General features: G+C 35.2%; 17 protein-coding genes and 1 pseudogene. 11 read left to right on the top strand and 7 right to left on the bottom strand.

Annotated features, from left to right (window positions below):
- The first annotated feature begins 11 nt into the window (after positions 1-11).
- From MKZ05_RS18505 to MKZ05_RS18495, 3 genes are all read left to right on the top strand, one after another.
- A complete protein-coding gene (locus MKZ05_RS18505; RefSeq protein ID WP_339160850.1) occupies positions 12-1,607 on the top strand; it encodes a hypothetical protein in 1,596 nt (531 codons plus the stop codon).
- Positions 1,608-1,958: 351 nt separating this feature from the next.
- Entirely contained in the window at positions 1,959-3,743 is a 1,785-nt protein-coding gene (locus MKZ05_RS18500; protein WP_339160848.1) for an AIPR family protein, read from the top strand.
- A 264-nt stretch (positions 3,744-4,007) separates the two neighbouring features.
- A complete protein-coding gene (locus MKZ05_RS18495) occupies positions 4,008-5,894 on the top strand; it encodes a 3'-5' exonuclease (RefSeq protein WP_339160846.1) in 1,887 nt (628 codons plus the stop codon).
- Positions 5,895-6,027: 133 nt separating this feature from the next.
- Here MKZ05_RS18495 and MKZ05_RS18490 read toward each other — a convergent pair whose 3' ends face one another.
- The gene (locus MKZ05_RS18490) at positions 6,028-6,186 is read right to left on the bottom strand and encodes a hypothetical protein (RefSeq protein ID WP_025093698.1); all 159 of its coding nucleotides are present in this window, start codon (positions 6,184-6,186) and stop codon (positions 6,028-6,030) included.
- A 51-nt stretch (positions 6,187-6,237) separates the two neighbouring features.
- Positions 6,238-6,783, bottom strand: coding sequence for a Pathogenicity island protein (locus MKZ05_RS18485; RefSeq protein ID WP_339160844.1), 546 nt, complete (start codon positions 6,781-6,783; stop codon positions 6,238-6,240).
- Between the two features lie 374 nt (positions 6,784-7,157).
- Here MKZ05_RS18485 and MKZ05_RS18480 point away from each other — a divergent pair.
- The 4 genes and pseudogenes from MKZ05_RS18480 to MKZ05_RS18465 all read left to right on the top strand — a co-directional run.
- Positions 7,158-7,639 (top strand): annotated as a pseudogene (locus MKZ05_RS18480) (MBL fold metallo-hydrolase); the annotation flags it as partial.
- A 281-nt stretch (positions 7,640-7,920) separates the two neighbouring features.
- On the top strand, positions 7,921-8,223 hold the full coding sequence (locus tag MKZ05_RS18475; protein ID WP_045034889.1) for a metalloregulator ArsR/SmtB family transcription factor: 303 nt from the start codon (positions 7,921-7,923) through the stop codon (positions 8,221-8,223).
- A 137-nt stretch (positions 8,224-8,360) separates the two neighbouring features.
- Positions 8,361-9,527, top strand: a complete 1,167-nt coding sequence (locus tag MKZ05_RS18470) for an MFS transporter (RefSeq protein ID WP_339160841.1) — start codon at positions 8,361-8,363, stop codon at positions 9,525-9,527.
- A 71-nt stretch (positions 9,528-9,598) separates the two neighbouring features.
- Positions 9,599-10,447 (top strand): MBL fold metallo-hydrolase, encoded by an 849-nt coding sequence (locus MKZ05_RS18465; RefSeq protein WP_339160839.1) that lies wholly within the window; start codon positions 9,599-9,601, stop codon positions 10,445-10,447.
- A gap of 63 nt (positions 10,448-10,510) precedes the next feature.
- Here MKZ05_RS18465 and MKZ05_RS18460 read toward each other — a convergent pair whose 3' ends face one another.
- Positions 10,511-10,771, bottom strand: coding sequence for a hypothetical protein (locus MKZ05_RS18460; protein WP_339160836.1), 261 nt, complete (start codon positions 10,769-10,771; stop codon positions 10,511-10,513).
- On the bottom strand, positions 10,768-11,016 hold the full coding sequence (locus MKZ05_RS18455) for a hypothetical protein (protein ID WP_339160834.1): 249 nt from the start codon (positions 11,014-11,016) through the stop codon (positions 10,768-10,770). The genes MKZ05_RS18460 and MKZ05_RS18455 overlap by 4 nt, the downstream gene beginning before the upstream one ends.
- 149 nt (positions 11,017-11,165) lie before the next feature.
- Here MKZ05_RS18455 and MKZ05_RS18450 point away from each other — a divergent pair, with 149 nt between their 5' ends.
- Positions 11,166-11,672: an LURP-one-related family protein gene (locus MKZ05_RS18450; protein ID WP_335356269.1), complete on the top strand. Its 507-nt coding sequence runs from the start codon at positions 11,166-11,168 to the stop codon at positions 11,670-11,672.
- A gap of 88 nt (positions 11,673-11,760) precedes the next feature.
- On the opposite strand, the gene MKZ05_RS18445 is transcribed toward MKZ05_RS18450, so the two are convergent.
- A complete protein-coding gene (locus MKZ05_RS18445) occupies positions 11,761-12,066 on the bottom strand; it encodes a nucleotide pyrophosphohydrolase (RefSeq protein WP_106030121.1) in 306 nt (101 codons plus the stop codon).
- The gene (locus MKZ05_RS18440) at positions 12,059-13,705 is read right to left on the bottom strand and encodes a DUF2075 domain-containing protein (protein ID WP_339160831.1); all 1,647 of its coding nucleotides are present in this window, start codon (positions 13,703-13,705) and stop codon (positions 12,059-12,061) included. The genes MKZ05_RS18445 and MKZ05_RS18440 overlap by 8 nt, the downstream gene beginning before the upstream one ends.
- A 141-nt stretch (positions 13,706-13,846) precedes the next feature.
- On the opposite strand from MKZ05_RS18440, the gene MKZ05_RS18435 reads away from it, so the two are divergent.
- Positions 13,847-14,719, top strand: a complete 873-nt coding sequence (locus tag MKZ05_RS18435) for a LysR family transcriptional regulator (RefSeq protein ID WP_339160829.1) — start codon at positions 13,847-13,849, stop codon at positions 14,717-14,719.
- A 40-nt stretch (positions 14,720-14,759) separates the two neighbouring features.
- On the opposite strand, the gene MKZ05_RS18430 is transcribed toward MKZ05_RS18435, so the two are convergent.
- Entirely contained in the window at positions 14,760-15,656 is an 897-nt protein-coding gene (locus tag MKZ05_RS18430) for a PhzF family phenazine biosynthesis protein (RefSeq protein WP_339160826.1), read from the bottom strand.
- A gap of 240 nt (positions 15,657-15,896) precedes the next feature.
- On the opposite strand from MKZ05_RS18430, the gene MKZ05_RS18425 reads away from it, so the two are divergent.
- On the top strand, positions 15,897-18,080 hold the full coding sequence (locus MKZ05_RS18425; RefSeq protein ID WP_339160823.1) for an Ig-like domain-containing protein: 2,184 nt from the start codon (positions 15,897-15,899) through the stop codon (positions 18,078-18,080).
- Positions 18,081-18,162: 82 nt separating this feature from the next.
- A complete protein-coding gene (locus tag MKZ05_RS18420) occupies positions 18,163-19,173 on the top strand; it encodes a hypothetical protein (protein WP_212046697.1) in 1,011 nt (336 codons plus the stop codon).
- Positions 19,174-19,176: the final 3 nt, after the last annotated feature.

Here is a 19,176-nt window from a genome sequence, read left to right as displayed (position 1 = left end):
TGGTAAGATAAATGATAGATTTAAAGAACCCTTACAGTCGTAATAGATTAAGTTTGAAAGAAAGATTCAATAAGAGATTTACTGATTTCAGTATTCCTTTTATAAAAAAAATCTCTTTGGATGAAGACTGGAAGGCAAAGTCAAAATATATTCCTAAAGTGTTGGAATCAGCAAGAATTAATATAAGAGCCATGGAAAGAGGTAAATCCTCAACCACTGAAATGCCTCAAGGTGTTGACTTAGATTTGCTTTCTGTGTATGTAGCAGAATATATACCTATTGAAAATATAGATACACTCAATAAAGGACTAAAGAAACTAATAGAAGATTATCCGTCGAAATTTCAACATGGACAAGCCGAACGTATTGACGAATTTTGTACTCAGGTGAAAAAGAGCATTCGTGGAGGACGTTGGAGTAACTTTGGTTCAATAAATTTTACTAAGGGGGAAAAAATAACAGAATTTGTAGAAAAAGTTCATATCCATGGAACACATTTATCTTCATCTTCAATTATTTTGCAATTTGTTATAAAGCCCTCAGACACATTTTTAAGTGAATTTAAAAAGATAATCGAAATTGACATAACTGGGGAATTTTCGTTTAATCTTAGTCTTAAACGTATTTTTAAATCTTGGGGAGGGAAAAGTTTATCTGATGACATTATAAAAAATCAGAAGTTAGAGGATTTAATTATAGAGCTAAAATGGAGAACAATGAATGAAATTAGTAAATATTTCCCCTTATTTTTTACAAATAATGTCTTAATTCCTCCAAGTATAGAAGTCTATAAGTTAAATCAAACTTCAAGCGTCTTTAGACAAAATGAAGATGAGAAAAGAAGTTTATTTTGGCGTTCACTTGGAATGGATAGTCTTTTTAAAGATATCTCTAAGGATGGTTACTGGCAACTTTTTTATGATGGAAGTGAACCTTACAATATTGATAGCTCATTAAAGATTACTTGTAACTCATTGATTAAGAGAAAGCAAACGTATTATTCTCTTGAGTTTCAAATAGTGCACATGTTAGAAGAGTTTGCCAATCTAATATTACCGACTATGGTAATGAAAGAATATACCGAAGCAACAAGTCGGAAACTTGCTATACAACAATCTAATACTTTTTCGTCAATACAAAAGGAAAAGCCTAAGTACCATAAATTGATAAATATAAGGTACGAATTAGAGCGAAACTTGCAGATACTTAAAAGGTTTAAAAATGAAATTGGAGATAACTATTTTAATAGAGTAAAAGCAAAAGTAAACAAAATTGCTGAGTTCGAACCATCCTACCCTCAATACACTCGTAATAAGAGTACAACTGAGATGATTATCGACAACACTAAGTACTCTATTGACAAGACATCTGAGCATTCCCAAAATTTCGCAAAAATGATAGATGACACGGTTCAATTGCTTGAAATTAAAACAAATAACTCTCTAAGAAAGAGATCTTTTGGTCTTTCAATAATTACAGTTATATTATCCGTACCGGCAACAGCATTTGCTGGCCTTTCATTATTTTATCAGTTAAGTGATGAGAAGAGACAGAAGATAGTAAATCTATTCAGTCCGATTGTAGACCTTTGGCGACAGTTTTTTTAAAGCTAGTATAAAAATAAATAAGCTGTATTAAAAGTATGCATAATGTTAAAAATTATCCAAACGGTAAGGCTGTTCCGATAAACGATGAGGATAAGTAAGGTATCAGTTTAATTCTGTAGGTCCACTCCCGATTTGTTGACTTCCTTTATAAACCAAAAAACAGAAAAATTTCTAGGTAATTATAGAAAATAGCAGTATCTTTAAGAGTGCGCATCTTCTTGGTCCGATTAATGATATATATGTCAATCTAACAAACTTAGTATAAATGTATTGGTGCGGGGAGCCTTATCATAAGTGAAATTAAGTATCGTTCAAATAAATATTATTACTACTATTTAAAGGAGAATATAGATGAAAAATCCTATTATGAAAAGTTTTCTTAGAGAATTTAAATCTAAATTTGAAATTGAAAATGCTAATGAAAGTGTAGTATTTGAAGATTTTATAAATTATTGTGTCTTAAACAATCATGTTATTGACTCAGAAAGAAACTTTCAGGAACTTCAAACTGGTACAGCAAAAGCGATTGATGGTATAGCAATTTTAGTTAATAATAAGATCATTTTGAATGAAGAAGATATAAAAGTTTTAATAGATGAAAAACAAGTATTGTCTGTTGAATTTATTTTTACTCAATCAAAAACATCAGAGAACTTTTCTGATTCTGATATAAATTATTTCCTTAAAAACGTACATAAATTTATCTACGAAGAGAAATGCTCAATACCCGAATTAGATAAATACTGGGAATTAAAGAATATTATTTATGATAATTCTCACCTGTTTAGAAAAGGAAATCCTGTTTGTACAATGTATTATGCTACAAACTCTGCATCAACAGAACTTAGTGAGGATATTCAGATATCAATTTCTGATGGTATAAAGGCTTTAAAGGGAACTGGAGTGCTCTCAGAAGATTTGAAATTTATACCATTAGGTATCAAAGAAATTCAAAAATTATACAGAAAAATTGACTCAGACTTAGAAGCTACATTTAAGTTTCCAAAAAATATTACATATGCTTATGATGGAGATAAAATTACATCAGCTTATTTTGGTTTAGTAGATATAGTAGAATATATGAATTTATTAGTAGATGAAGAAACGAAAGGAGTAAAAAATGTATTTGAGGATAATATTCGCGATTATTTGGGTGTAGAAACTAACGAGGTAAATAAAAACATGCAAAAAAGATTATTTGATAACGAATCTCAATTATTTGGTATTCTAAATAATGGAGTGACAATAGTCGCAGACGAAATTAAACCAGTAGGTGAAAAATTTACGTTACTTAATTATCAAATTGTAAATGGATGTCAGACTAGTAATGTGATATTTGATAGTTTTAATAATTTGGAACAACATAGTATTTCTATCCCTTTAAAAATAATTGCTACAAAAGATGAGAGTACAAAGAATGAGATTGTTAAATCAACCAATAGTCAAACTGGACTTAAACCAGAACAATTAGATGCTTTAAATAATTTTCACAAATTACTAGAGGAGTATTATAATTCTCAAAGAGGAGAACAAATAGATGTACATCTTTATTATGAAAGAAGATCTAATCAGTATAGAAATCAAGATATTCCTCAGACTAAAATAGTAAATATCCCAAAACAAATTAAATCAGTCACTTCAATGTTTTTGGACAATCCTCATGGTGTGTCAGGACATTATGGAACTGTAGCTAGAAAAGTTAAAGATGAAATCTTGAGAGATAATGATAAGTTAGAACCGTATTTTATAAGTGCTTTGCTTTATTATAGAGTGGAGTCATTCTTTAGAAAGAATAAAGATTATAAAAGTTTTACTAGAATGAAATGGCATGTACTAATGACAGTAAAATATATGCTTGTTAAAGATGGTAAGTTTAGTCCTAAACTTAATTCAAGAGAAGTTCAGAATTTATCTAACGAAATAAAAAAGAAATTATTAAAAGAAGAAAGTACTAATAAAATTATAAAGAAATCTATTGAAAATATAAAAGAAATGGCAACTATAGAAAAATTAGATTTATTAGATAGGAAGATATTTGAACGTAAAGAAACGACAGACAAGTTAAAGAAATTTTTGATAACAAAGAATAAAGAGTTTAGGTCTCACAAAAAAGAATATAAAGTAACTGTAGAGTAGCTTTTAGATTTATTCTTTTATTAAAGAGATTTTGCAATATTTTCTAGGTTATGGGTATGTAAATTATTAATAAAAGTATTCTTATTCTAAAGCTGTTAAGTAAACTTAACAGCTTTATTTTGCTTTTATTAGTAAAGTAAAATATTGGTAATTTCTATTTTTTGTGATGTTGATAAAATAGAAACTAAAATTTAAAGAAATTATGTAAATAACCTAAATAATTCCGATATATATTAATATAGGGAATAATGGAGGGGTGTATTTATGGCGATTATTGTGCCCGAAGTTATTAAAAGTACTGCTACTGCAGGAGAACGAATTTTATTTCGAACATTAAAGGAATATCTTCCGGATGATTATATTGTTCATTATGAGCCTAATATCAATGGGTTTAGACCAGACTTTGTGATAATTGGTCCTGATTTAGGGGTATTAGTTCTGGAAGTAAAAGATTACACCAAAAATACAATAAGAGAGCTAAACGACAATACTTGGGGAATTTTAGATTCGTCTGGTGATTTACATAGAGTTAAGAGTCCTTTAATTCAATCAAGAGAGTATGCTTTTAAAATAAAAGAAATGCTTGAAAAAGACATTGATTTAATCAATACCGAAGGGAAATATCAATTCAAATTAAAGTTCCCATATGGTTATGGAGTCGTGTTTACTCGACTTCATGAAGAACAACTTTTAAAAAACAAAGTATATGAGGTTATTGATCCACAATTTATTTTATCCCGTGATCAGATTGATCCGGATAATGATCATTTTGATGCTGAGATTTTAATAGAAAAGTTGTTTGATATGTTTCATGTGCCTTTCAAGTTAAATACACCACTATCATCTGACGAATTAAAAAGGATTTATTATCATCTATACAAAGAAATACGTGTTGGGGCAGATGTTGAACCAGTCCCATATCAAGCCAAACTGTTATTATCTTTTCGAAACATCAAAACGATGGATCTGCATCAAGAAAACTTGGCTAAACAGATTGGTGATAAACATCGGCTAATTAGAGGAGTCGCAGGAAGTGGTAAAACCTTAATCTTAGCGACCCGAGCAAAAATGTTAGCAGAACAACATCCAGAATGGAAAATATTGATACTCTGTTACAATGCAGCTTTGAAACAAAATATTAAACAAATGGTTCATTCTAAATTCACCGAACCAAGCGAGGTTTTAACATCAGAGCCTAAACAAATACCGAATTTAAAAAATATACAAATTCTAAATTTTCACCAATGGATTAAGAAAGACCATGGAATTACTGATATTGAAATCGAACCGTATATTGAAAAGATAGAAAATGACGCTTCAACTGTTACAAAATATGATGCCATTTTAATAGATGAAGGACAAGATTTTAAAGGGAGCTGGCTGCATCTCATCAACTTATGCTTAGATCAAGAGACGCAATCTTTGCTTTTAGTAGAAGATAGAGCACAAAATATCTATCGGAAAAATAGGAGCTATGTGAAAGATACGGGGCTTGATTTTAGAGGTAGATCTAGAATCTTAAATATAAATTATCGTAATACGTCACAAATTGTGACTTTTGCATGGAAATTTTACGATAGCCATAGAGCTTTAGATCATAAATTAAAACAAGAACAGACAGAGACAATCGAAATCATCCCTCCAAAAAAGACGAAACGTCAAGGGCCGGAAGTAGAGATTTTAAGATGTAGTACATTTAAAGAAGAAATAGAGGAGGTTATTAAACAAATATTGAATCAACACTTCGAGAAGAATGTACCTTACTCTGAAATGGCCATTTTGTACCGTATTCAGGGAAAGAGCAGCCAATATATATCAGCAATTCAAGATGCATTTAAGGAAAGGAATATTCCTTACAATTGGATAACTGAAAATAGAGCAACAAAACATAATTTTAATCCAAAGGAAGAGACGGTAAAAATCTGCTCTCTTGATAGTAGTAAAGGTCTCGACTTCCACACAGTATTTATTGTTAAGGCTGATTTAATGCCATATAAGTTTGAAAAGAACCAAGACAAAGAAGTACCGTTAATGTATATAGGAATGACTCGTGCTAAAGAGTATCTATCGATATCTTATTCAGGTGTCTCTTCGTTTACTCAGTATTTTGAAGATGTAAAGGGTAAAGAGCCGATATTAGACTATAAATAAAATTTGAAGCTTAATTGAACTGCTGTGTCTAGGAAAATTTAAATATGAAGAAATCCAATTAAAGATATTAGTGTGAATCTTAGCTAAGAGGAGATGAATTTATTCATCTCCTCTAGCACATCCCATAAGGTTCCTATTGTTTCTCTTTTACCAGCTTGATGGTAAGAAAGAAAAGAATGAATAAGATAAAATAATTCATTGGATTTTTAAATATGCTCATCTCTAGTGAAATCTGTAATAGAATCCAGAGAAAAAAAATGATTAGTATAGATGGAATGATGATTTTATACACCATGATCACCTTCCCTTTAGGATAAAAAGAGAGTACCCTTTTTGCTCTTCATTAAAAACAAGAAGCAGCAGCTCCTGTCATTGCTCCACCAACAGTACCTGTGATTGCACCAACTGCACCAGCGCCTACAGTTCCGATACCAGGTATCGTGACAGTTCCTACAGCAGCACCAGCAAGACCAAGTGTACCACCTCCGGTTACTGCCCCACCACTAGTACCAAGAATACATTTTCCAACAGATTGAGTACTGATTTTTCCACTTGTTTTTTCACTCACAACTTTAATTAAAATCCCATTTTTAATTTTTTCATAATGCAAAGTAACAGGATGATCGTTTTTATCGGTCGATGTCTTAGGAAGAACTTGTTTTTCATTCGTTATTTGATCTTCCAATATCGCATTTCCTTTAGAATCGATATGAACATCAGCATGATCGAACGTCATCTTTAATTCACTATTATTAAGGTTCTCCACTTTATATGTGGCTTGTGACTTTGTGGCATTTGCATCTTTAGGTGAAATAGGGAGAGCTACGGCGCTCATCAGAAATAGAGAGGCTGCCAATTTGATTAGGGTGCTTTTTAATTTAATATTCATCACTTATCATCCTCCTTTGGGTGCCATACTAACATACCTATACACGCTGTTAAATGATGAAAAGATAAAATAAGTAAATAATAATGTTTTAAATGAAATTTAATAATGACTTTTTTCTTATTTTTTATAAGTTTATTATTTAAAGATTTTCTTTATTAAATATCGTAGTATTGATTCAAGCTACACTTAGATCAGATGCTGGAACAACAAGTAGCCACAAGAGAATTGATTGAACATATTTCCGAGAAGACGAAGGATAAAGAAGATCGAAAGTTAGCTAAACACTTATTAAAGAAATAAGATTCGATTTACGATTTACCATCGCACAACTCTCAATATGGATAAAACCTAAAATATTAGAAAGCTGGCACACCATGCACACAATCAAAAAAATAGGCCAAACCTTCGCCTACATCACACCAGTATCACTTACCGACCGCCCCATCCTAGGTATGGTCGTAGGCAATAACAAAACCTTAATGATCGATGCCGGTAATTCAGAAGATCATGTGAACTATTTCATCCAAAAAACTTTAAAGCACAAGAACGCCACGCCCGATCTTGTTGTCCTCACGCATTGGCATCGGGATCATATTTTTGGTCTGCCTGCGCTGCCTGATACGGTTTCAATTGCTTCTGCACAGACCAGAAAGTAAATGGAGAAGCTTCTGCCGTTTTCTTGATTGATGAGCGGGTGAGGGAAGGAACGGAGATTGAGTTCTGCGCGAAGGCGATAAAAGAAGAATATCAGGATCATCGAGATATTCAGGTGGTTTTACCGGATGTCACGTTTGACCAGCGGATGGAGATTGATCTTGGCGGGGTTACTTGTGTCGTGCAACATGTTGGAGGTGAGATAATAACCTCATTTAAAGGCATCACGGTGAGCCTTATCAAAGTTAGTGAGGTGTGAGAAGGATAAATTTAGATGTACAAGCATCAAAAAAGTACTCTAATCCTTTTCCATCAAACATTTCCATTGCCAGCAGGAAAGAAGATATAGGGTTTTCCCCACCACTCCGCAAAAAAAAACGATTAAGCCTAAAGCGGCGAGAATAACCTAGGAAAACAGAAAGTTGTAAGGGCTCTCAAACAACACGTGTTGACATATCGTTATTTATCGATATAATGGGGTGTATGGAGCCAATAGAAGTTTTTAAAGCCTTATCCAATGAATCAAGACTTCAAATTTTACAATGGCTAAAGGAACCTGATCGTCATTTTACACCCCATGAAGGGATTGATATGAATACTACAGGGGTATGTGTTAGTCAAATAACAGATAAATTGAAAATGACGCAATCAACAGCATCTCAATACCTTTCAATTTTACTTCGAGCTGGATTAATTACGACAGAGCGTATAGGTAAATACACGTATTATAAAAGAGATGAAAATGCCATAAAAAAAATTGCTAAGATTCTAGAAAAAAATATTTAATAAATGAACTGAATTCATACATCAGAATTCAGTTTCATTTATTAAATACAAATCGACTTATCGTAATATGTTTTTTTGTCCATACATATTAACAATTCTAGATATGTAAATGTATTATATATAAGGAGTGATCTACATTGTCAAACACTGTAAAGATTTACATTTTAGCTATTGTAAGTTTTTTAGTTGGTACATCAGAGTATATCATCTCTGGTATTTTGGATAATATTTCTGAATCATTAGGGATTACGATAGCTGCAGCTGGCCAGTTAATTACGATTTTTTCTCTTGTGTATGCCATCTTCACCCCAGTATTAATGGCTTTAACATCGGGAATGAATAAACGCAAGTTAATGTTATTTTCACTTAGCGTTTTTATTCTAGGTAATATTCTTGCATTCGTCCTCCCTGGGTATCCATTATTTATTGTGTCAAGAATTATTATGGCTCTTGGAGCGGGGATGGTCGTAGTTACTGCATTAACAATTGCTGGAAAAATTGCACCAAAAGGTAAGCAAGGTACCGCTATTGCTACAGTAGTAATGGGATTTACAGCATCATTGATCATTGGAGTCCCACTGGGCAGAATGACTAGTGATTTCTTTGGTTGGAAAGCTGTATTTGGAGGAATAGCCTTACTCGGATTATTAGCTATGGCTATAATTTCTCTTACGATTCCAAAAATCCAAGGGGATAAACCTGTACCTTTAATTCAACAACTCGCTCTTTTTAAAAAACCAAAAGTAGTGTTGGGATTAGCCATCACCTTTTTCTGGCTTGGTGGTTATTCAATTGCCTATACCTATCTATCCCCTTACCTTTTAAATATATCAGGTGTAAGCAGCAAATTGCTGAGTGGAGTTCTCCTCGTATTCGGGATTGCTAGTCTAGTTGGGTCAAAGTTTGGTGGATTTAGTACCGATCGATGGGGTGTGAATTTTACTCTGATTAGTGGAATGACATTACATGTCATCATGCTCATATTGCTCTCACTAGTTACGCATTCTTATGTTGGAGTATTGCTCATTTTAATATTATGGTCATTTGCTGCATGGTCTTCTGGCCCGACTCAACAATATCACCTAGCTACAATGGAGCCAGAGTCATCAGGTATACTATTAGGTCTCAATCAGTCAATGATGCAATTGGCGATGGCTGCAGGTGCAGCTATTGGAGGTATCTTTGTAGAGAGGGTTTCTCTATCTTCCGTTACTTGGGCAGGGGCTTTGGGTGTTGCAATCGCGATCATTGTAACAATATTGGCTTCACGTGCTACTTCGAGTAATGAAATTCGATATACTTAATCATAAACAGTAAAACGAAGGGAAAAAACGTGTTTCAATTTAAATATAATGACAGAAAGTAGGAAGCACCAATGCACTCAATTAAAAAAATAGGTCAGAGATTTTGGTACATCACACCAGTATCACGAACCGACCGCCCCATCCTAGGTATGGTCGTAGGCAATAACAAAACATTAATGATCGATGCTGGTAACTCAGAAGATCATGCCAAATACTTTATCAAAGAAACCTTAAAACACGAGAACGCCAAGCCTGATATGGTTGTCCTCACGCATTGGCATTGGGATCATATTTTTGGTCTGCCAGCGCTGCCTGATACGGTTTCAATTGCTTCTGCAAAGACAAGAAAGGAAATGGAGAAGCTTCTTCCGTTTTCTTGGTCAGATGAGGCGATTGATGAGCGGGTGAGGGAAGGAACGGAGATTGAGTTTTGCGCGAAGGCGATAAAAGAAGAATATCAGGATCATCGAGATATTCAGGTGGTTTTACCGGATGTGACGTTTGACCAGCGGATGGAAATTGATCTTGGCGGGGTTACTTGCGTCGTGCAGCATGTTGGGGGCGATCATGCTGCAGATTCAGTGATCGTGTATGTGAAAGAGGAAAAAATCCTGTTTCTTGCTGATTGCATTTATCCGAAAATGTATGCTGAAAAAGTACATTATACGGTGAAAGAAATCTTGCGTCTTTTAGATGAGTTAGATGCTTTTGATGCAGATACGTATATTCCTTCACACCAAAGACCGTGGACAAAAGAGGAGTTTCGTCAGGAAGCAGATAAACTTAGGATGATGGCGAAATACACTGATCTTTATGGTGGAGATCGGCAGAGAATAGTGAGTGAATATCAAGCACATGTGAACAGAGAACTGAAAGAAGATGAAGTAGAAACCATTGCTTACTTTGTAAATGGTTATTAAATACTAACTAAATAAAAAAGTCTCATTTGAGTGATTTCCCTCAAACGAGACTTTTTTTAATTTCTACGGCAAACCTACAACATCTTCTGCATCACAAACTGTGACAGACATGTTTTTTGCATTAATCATAATGACACAATCCCAAGTCGGCTTCATTTGCAGTTCATTATTCTCATCAATACGGATAATTCCTTTAAATTCAACGGTCTGTTCTAGAAAAACCATTTTCTTTTCTGTATCATCTTTGACTGCTGTTAAATGTTCAGGATAGTGAACCGTCCAATCAAAAAAAGTGGTTTCCTTCATCATTCCTCCTGTTTTCATTCGTACACATCTCCGAATACTTCTTCTGTTTGCCGGATTGTTAGAGATTTGTTGGTTGGATCGATTGTAATGACACAATCCCAAGTAGGTTTGATTTGTAGCTCGTTGTTTTCATCTATCCATATCACACCGTTTAATTCAATGGATGGCTCTAAAATGACCATCTTCTTTTCATTATGATCTGTTATTGCCGTTAAGTTTGCTTGTAATTGAATGGTCCAATCAAAAAACGTGATTTTTTTCATGAGTTCCCCTCTCAATTTTGTTTATATTTCCATTATAACTTGCATGAGTTCTGACATGTTATTTGATCATTCTATTTTTTGGTATAATTAGATGTAATTAAAGAATGGATAAAAGACTGATAAATGTTTGAATTTAATCGGAGGTACGTATGAAGCAACTATATATGAAGCAGAAAGTATTTAGTCTGAGCGGCAGGTTTACGGTAAAGGATCAGCAGGAGAACGATGTGTATGTAGTCGAGGGCAGCTTTATGAAGGTGCCGAAGACGTTCACCATTCTGAATACAGAACGAGAAGAAATTGCTGTGATTACGAAGAAAATGTTTAGCTTTTTACCGAAGTTTTTAGTAGAAGTTGGTGGTCAAGAGGTATTGACGATCAAAAAAGAGTTTACGTTCTTTAAAGCAAAATATTCAATTGATGCTGCGGGTGCAGAAGTGCAGGGTAACTGGTGGGATATGAATTTCCAAGTGCTGCAAAACGGCGAAGTGATCGGCCAGGTGAAGAAGGAATGGTTTACATGGGGAGATAGTTATAAGGTCGATATTTTGAAAGAAGAGATGGAGCCTGTGATGATTGCACTCGTTGTTGCGATTGATTGTGTGAAGGCTGATGAAGCAGCGTCTAGGTCTTCCTCATCGACAACGACAAATTAGATAAATATGTTCTTAAAGCATAATGAAATGAAGAAGAGTGGTAGGACATTACTCTTCTTCATTAATCAGTAGAACAAATCATGTTTCTTTACTTTTCAATGGGGTACTTCTCTGCATTTTTTATTAATTTTTCTTCAATTATTTCTTTCACATTTAGATGAAGATCTGAACAAAGCATAAGAGAATATATTAAGATATCTGCTATTTCCTCTTTGATATTTTCTTCGTTCGCCTCAAGAGCTTCTTCATTACTTTTCCATTGGAAGTCTTCGAGCAGTTCAGCTGCTTCTATCGAAATTGAGATGGCCAAGTCTTTTGGATTATGATATTGTCTCCAGTTTCGATCATCTCTAAATTGGTTAATCGAATGTATTAAATCTTTGATTTCAGTCATATTTGCCTCCCTCATTTATTTCTTGTAATTTCCTTCTCAATTTTTCCTCTGTTGCATAAATATAAAGACCGTGGATGCCTCTTTTCATCAGAACGTTAATTGAGTTTAGTATAATCTTTTCTTTTGCCTGTTTGATTTCCTCTGCTGACATGTCACTTCTAGATGTGAATGCACCTGTATCTTTATAATTTGACGTGTCAATGAGAAGTTCATCCTTTTCTTCATCATAGCTGATAGAAGGGCCAAGTATGACGCCGACATAATTTAAATCAAATCCTTGAACCGTATAGATTGAGCCCACCTCTCTAACTGAATCTGCATGTTCAGCCCATGTCCATTTATCATTTGTAAAATTCCAGGGCATATTGATACCGTCTTCATCTACGATATAGGCAGCTCCATCTTTTTTATGTAAAAAGTCAAAGGTAGATACAATGCGGGATAGGCCTACTTCATTATCTTTTTCTTGAATGGCAGTTTTAAATTGATGAGGATTCTCAAAAATTTTGAGTTCGAAAGATTCCTGTTTTTTAGGCAGAGTTAATAATCGTTTTGAGACAAACTGGTCAATCCATTTCAACGTATCAGTATCAGCATGCATACGCATCTGTTCTGTAAGTTTCACAGTCTTGGCATGGTATCTGTTTGTTATTTCCTCGAGTAATTTTTCATTCCAGTAGCTTTTAATTTTGAGTACCTGCTTTGGATCAAAAATGACAATGGTGATTTTACTTCGTTTAATAATCTCCTCTAGTTGGTTTTGGTAATGGAAGTTATTGTACTTATCATCTTTTGTTAATAAAAGGTGGGCTTCATCAATTAACACGATATCAGCCATATCACCTGACTTTGTCATCTGATTGATAAACGAGGTTGGTCTCATGATTTGTTTCTTCTTCAGATTTGGCAGACTCTTGGCGATGTTTTGATATGTTTTAAGCATCTCTGCATGATTTACAAGTAAATAATTGTTCTTTTTGTTTAAGACAGATTCCATATCATTTGATAAATCTTGAATTGTATTAAAGAGGGAACTCAGTAAAACACTTTTCCCAGTTCCTGCATCACCCTCTATCGAAATAACATGATGCCCTGACTGTTTGATATGCTCTTTACAAAAAGACAAAATTTCATTCTTAATTTCTACTTGTTGGGATGACAATTCCTTATAAGGAGAAAGCTTATAAATGTCTCTATTTCTTAATGTTTCAATTGAGTTAGTGACGATTTTTTCTTGTTGAAGCTGCTTCCACACCTCTTCAAAGACATCTTCATTGTAAAAGTCTTTCTGATAATAATGGTGCATCTCCCTCGATCGTGTTTGGCTAACATTTTTTAATTGAAAACGATTTTCTGCAATAAAGTAGTTTATGAGATTTGTCTCAATATTATAAGAGGCAGATTGATGAAAGCGTTCATGTCCGATCAGAATGGTTTTGGTTAGTTTATTCTTGTTCTGGTCTTTCAAATGATCTTTCAAACGTCTGCTAGCTTGAACTGACTGACCAATATAAGCAGATGGTTTCTTCTTTTCATCATAAAGAATATAGACAATAGGTTGATTATGAAATACGGTTGTTCGTAAAGAAAGAATTTGATCTGTCATAAAATCGCGTTTTTCAATAATAAGTTCACTCATTTAGCAAGCCCCTGTAGTCTTTTTGCCTATTATCGTATCATAAATTTAGCAAAATATCTCAGTGGTTATAGGTAAATATTGAATCTTGAGATAAATTAGACATGTTGAGTTATTTTTCGATTTACAATATGAAGATACGAGGTGACCAAACTGATCACATTCCAATACAAAGTATTTCTAACAGTCGTTGAATGCGGTAGTTTTACAAAAGCCGGGGATAAACTTGGGCTGACGCAGTCTGGAGTCAGTCATAATATTGCGAAGCTTGAGTCAGAGTTAGGGATTGTGCTGCTTCGGCGGAATCGAAACGGGCTGGCGTTAACGGACGCAGGTGAGCGGGTGATGCCGCATATTCGGCAAATCATCCACCATGCGGCATTGCTTGAGCAGGAGGCGGCGTTGATTCAAGGGATGGAAGTGGGGAATATCAAGATCGGAACGTTCTCCAGTTTTTCTTCAAAAATGCTTCCGCAGCTGATTCACCGTTTTACCAAAGGGTATCCCAATATCCAAGTAGAGTTATATGAAGGTGGTTATGAGGAGATTGAGGAATGGATTGCGTCTGGCACGGTTGATGTCGGTTTTTTAACGCAGCCATCAAGAGAATTTGAAACCGTTCCACTTTTCCAAGATGAATTGGTGGTGCTCATGCAAGAGAATCATCGCTTCCATACGAAGAAAGTGATAGAAGTTGACTCGTTACATAATGAATCATTCATTATGCCAAAAGCGGGCTGTGACCTGCTCATTAAGAAATTATTAAAAGAAAGAGGCGTGAAGCCTCAAGTTTTGTTTGAAATTGGAGACAACAATACGCTCATTTCTATTGTTCAAGAAGGGCTCGGAGTGACCATCATTCCGACATTAATTTTGCCGCCGCAGATGTCTCATACGAAAGTCATTCCACTTGAGACAAGCGTCTATCGTGAGATCAACTTGGCGTTCAAATCATTCAAAGCAGCATCCCCATCGGCTAAAAGATGGATCGAAGTGGTCAAAGATCATTTTAAGTAAAATCAGCTTGAACGAGATGTCTCCCATTCAAGCTGATGGTTTATAAAGTCAACACACCGCGAATAGTGATAACCGCCGCGCCTGCCACTTTGATCTCAGGCTTTGATTCATTCGGAATGACCGTGATACGAAGGATGCCAGGTCTGCCGATGGCATCCCCTTGGGCAACGTGCAGGAGAGTGGTTTCTTGCTGAGAAATGATACCTTCCAAATAAAGATAGCCAGCCAATGCTCCGTTTGCTGCCCCTGTCACCGGATCTTCGGGTATACCGATCCCAGGTGCAAAATCCCTCGTGTAAAGATCAACTTCTTTTGTGGTATGAAATGTATAAAGGTGAGTCGTCGTGATATTCTGTTCTTTATTCATTTTCCCTAATGCCGCTAAGTTCGGTGCCGCTTGATCAATGTCTTGCTGGTGCTTCATCGGAACGAGAAGATGCCAGTTTCCGGTGTTTGCTAATTTGATAGGATAAGATGGATCAATGCGGTCACTGCTGACACCAAGCATGTCACTAAGCTCTTCTAAATCAATCATAAAATCTCGCGTTTTCGGCGTCACCTGCGTCATTTCCACATCGATGACTTTGCCATTTTCTTCGTGCCATACAACAGGAACATTGCCAATCTTCGTTTCTAACACGACCCCTGTTTTCTCTTTTGCCAGCCCAAGCTCCGTCGCCAAAAGCCAAGTCAATCCAACAGTCGCATGCCCGCAGAAATTAACCTCTTCCGTCGGTGTGAAGTATTTGACCCGATAATCAGCTTCTTTATCATGTGCAGGCAGCAAGAAGACAGATTCCGGTAAATTCAACTCCTTGGCGATATTCTGCATCTCATCCTCCGTTAAAAGATCACCATCCAACACGACCCCAGCAGCATTTCCTCCAAATTTCTCAGTTGTAAATGCATCGACATGGTACACCCTAATGTCTCTCATATAATGAATCCTCCTATACACTCTTGTTACGTTTATCATAAGTTTGTTCAATGCATTCGTAAAATGAATCTTTTTGATACTTTAAATCGGAAGTTTTCATGTAAGAGTTTGAAATTCACAGTATCTATTAAAACAGTAATTAGATAAGTCTTTAGTCACGATATTAACTCTTGTGCCTACTTTGGATAAAATGTATAATATTTGTATATTAAAACATTAATAGGAAAAGAGGATAACTTTATGAAAATAGTCCTGAAAATAGTAGCTTCTATTCTCTGTATGATGATGTTAACTTTCAATATACAGGAAAATGTGAGTGCCGCAGAGGGTGGAACGAAAACAACGATTGATCGTTATCAATATGGTGATAATTATCTAACAGGTAAAACAGCGCCAAACGCAATCGTTGCATTCGTAGATTGGGGTGTTCCGAGTAACTGGAAATCTAAATATATGCACTACGCAAAAGCAGATAGTAACGGAAACTTTAAGTTGTTTTCTTGGAACATTAGTTCAGGCCAAACGGTGGAGTTAGATACGTATGACCAAAATGGGACAAAGCTTTCTTCAAACAAAGTGTATGTTTTCAAGGAATCTTTTACCTCATTAGATCCGATATATGATACTTCTCAGGAGCTAACTGGGAAAACGGTGAAGAACACAAAAGTAGAGGTCATGAAAGATGGCAAAGTGATTGCTTCAGGCACATTCAATGATGACATTCATTTAAAGCTGCCTGCCCTAAATGCAGGCACATTTCTAACAGTGAAAATGACGACTGGCAGCAATATCGACGTTTACAAAAAAATTGTTAATCCTAAGAAAATCTCGCTTATTCCTACGACGAAATGGTCTAAATCAGTGAAAGGCCAAACGGGAATTCCTTATGCAAAGATCGTCTTTAAAAATCAAAAATCAAGTGACATCATTCAATCGATAACTGCAGATGGTGATGGCAACTTTGAATTGAGTGTGGACAAAAACACAATAAAAGCATTGGATCAAAGTAAATTTCAAGTGATGGAACCCTCTTTTGATAATGCTTTATATGAGACCACTTTCCGACTCAGATCAACAGCTCCGACTATTGATCCATTTACTCAGCTTTCCACTTCAGTAGCTGGGACCGCAACTCCTAAAAGTATGATCAATATTTTAGATGGAGAGGGAAGAGTCATTGGGGAAGGCCAGACAGACCCTAATGGATACTATGATGTTCCTGTTTCAAAGTTAATCGGTGGTGACTTAATCACAGTCAAGTCGTTCATGGCAGATAACCCAGATGAAACGAATCAATCTCAGGAAGATGTACAGAAAGTTTTTGTGGAAGAAATTGATGATTCAAGTGATACGATTAATGGCATCAGTACGTTTGGTGATCAAGCTGTTGTAGAGGTGCAAACTGATTCAGCAAATAACACAATAAGAGCTATGTCGAAACTCAGCTCAAGCATAACGAAAAAGAAATATGGACCGTTTGCCATTACACCGGGGAAAAACTTCAAATTAAAAACAGGGAAATTAACAAAAGGATCTAAAGTGACCATCACGTTGCAAAGCGGGAAGAGAAAGGTTGCCCTGCCAGCTGTTACCGTTAAAAAAGTCATCACATCGCCACTTCTATCATCTCAAGTGAAGGTAACAAACAACAAAGGAAAAAACGATACGGTGACGATAAAAGGAATCAAAAAACAATCCGTCATTAAAATCTTTAAACAAGCTTCTGGTGGAAAAGCAATTGCTCAACAAACTGCATCTAGCTCGAACATGACGATTTCCTTGAAACAATTAGGACAAACAAATGGAACACTTTATATCAGTATGAAAGAGCCTGGTTTAAAAGAGAGCAATCGAGTATCCATTCGTTATCAGGGTGAAAAATCGAATGTTTTAAAAGCCAATCAAGTCAAAATCAATAATCTTAAAAATAAAAAAGATGTCATTACAGTGAGTAAGATCAAGAAAAAAGATGTCATCAAAGTTTACTCAACAAATGGAAAACTACTTGCCACATCAAAACCAGCGAACAGTTCATCTATCAAATTGTACGTTAAACAAGTAGGGACCAAGAGCGGCAAAGTGTTTGTGACGCGTAGTGAAGATAAGATGCTGGAAAGCGGAAAGCAAGCCATTTCTTTTAAAGGCGAACCATCTACTTCGTTAAAAAGCAATCAAATCACAATCGTGAACAACAAGAAGAAAAAAGACGTTGTCACGATCAGTCAATTAGCGAAACAAGATGTTGTCAAAATCTATCATTCATCAGGGAAGCTGATTGGAAAATCAACGGCTTCTAAAGGCAAGGTTGTGAAAGTCACTTTTAAACAACTAGGTGCCAAGGGTGGAAAGCTTTACTTCACCGTCACTGGGAAAGGCATGTCGGAAAGTAATAAGACAATAAAGAAGTTTCAGGCTGAAAAGTAGAGTGTTCAATCGCCATTCATTTAGGGTGGCGATTTTTTAAATAGCTAAATGATACAAATTTCATTGATAGGAGCGTGATTTTTTGAAAAAAATAAAGATTATCATTTCAATGGCTGTCATCTTTTTGTGCAGTATGTGGTCTACTACTGTTCAGGCTCAATCAGGATACTTCAACACGTATACAACGTATTCTGCAATGTCTGGTTCTGGATTTTACACTTCTATGCAAGGGATGGCTGTAGATCGTAATAATAATACGATTTATTCTGCAAAAATAAATACGTCAAACCATCTGACGCAATTGTACGCGATAAAAATGAACACCTCGTCTAGCAAAAGAACTGTTAAGCTCCTTAAAAACTCTGACACCAATAGTACTAGCAATGATTTAGGACATGCGAATGACCTAGCTGTGAAAGCTCAAAAAGGTGATGAACAAGTTAGCTTGTATGTAGCGCCGATGACCGATGGTGTAAAGTATGTAAAAAAGATAGTGAAGTTAAGTGTGAACACGAAGAAAAATACGTACAAAGTGGCTAAATCCTATGTTCTGCAGTACCAAGGGACGAATTTATCAATTAGCGGCATCACATATTCTGTTGGAACCGATAAGTTTATTGTAAGGTCTGGCAATCGCTTTTTTATTGGGAATTTCAATGACAAGAAAGGGCAGTTTGAATATGAGGCAACATTTGCATTAAATTATACAAAAGCTGTCGTAAACCAATCAGTGGTCGATGTGTCCAAATACATTCTTCAAGGAATCTCATTCTACCAAGGAACATTATATGTACCTTTATCTAAACCGGCTACTAATGGAGGAGCTTCTAATGTGAGTGTTATTCTCACATATCCGCTAAATATTAATCAAATGATCAAAGAGCAAAAGGAGACACCTACAAAGGATTTTTCAAAAGAATTGTTTACGAGAAAAGACCTTTCATTCCGAATTACGAGCAGTGCATTTACTCTTTTTGAAATAGAAGCTGTTGATTTTGATGACGGAACGTTATATTTTAATACGAATCGTGGGAAAAAAGGAACGCAAGAAGATATGATAGCAACGTTTAATGACTATAACTATTACAAATAATAT

Origin of the sequence: Bacillus sp. FSL M8-0277 (assembly GCF_037975305.1) — a bacterium.
In the GTDB taxonomy this organism is placed as follows: domain Bacteria; phylum Bacillota; class Bacilli; order Bacillales; family Bacillaceae; genus Bacillus; species Bacillus pumilus.
This window is presented reverse-complemented; position numbering and strand designations above follow the sequence as displayed.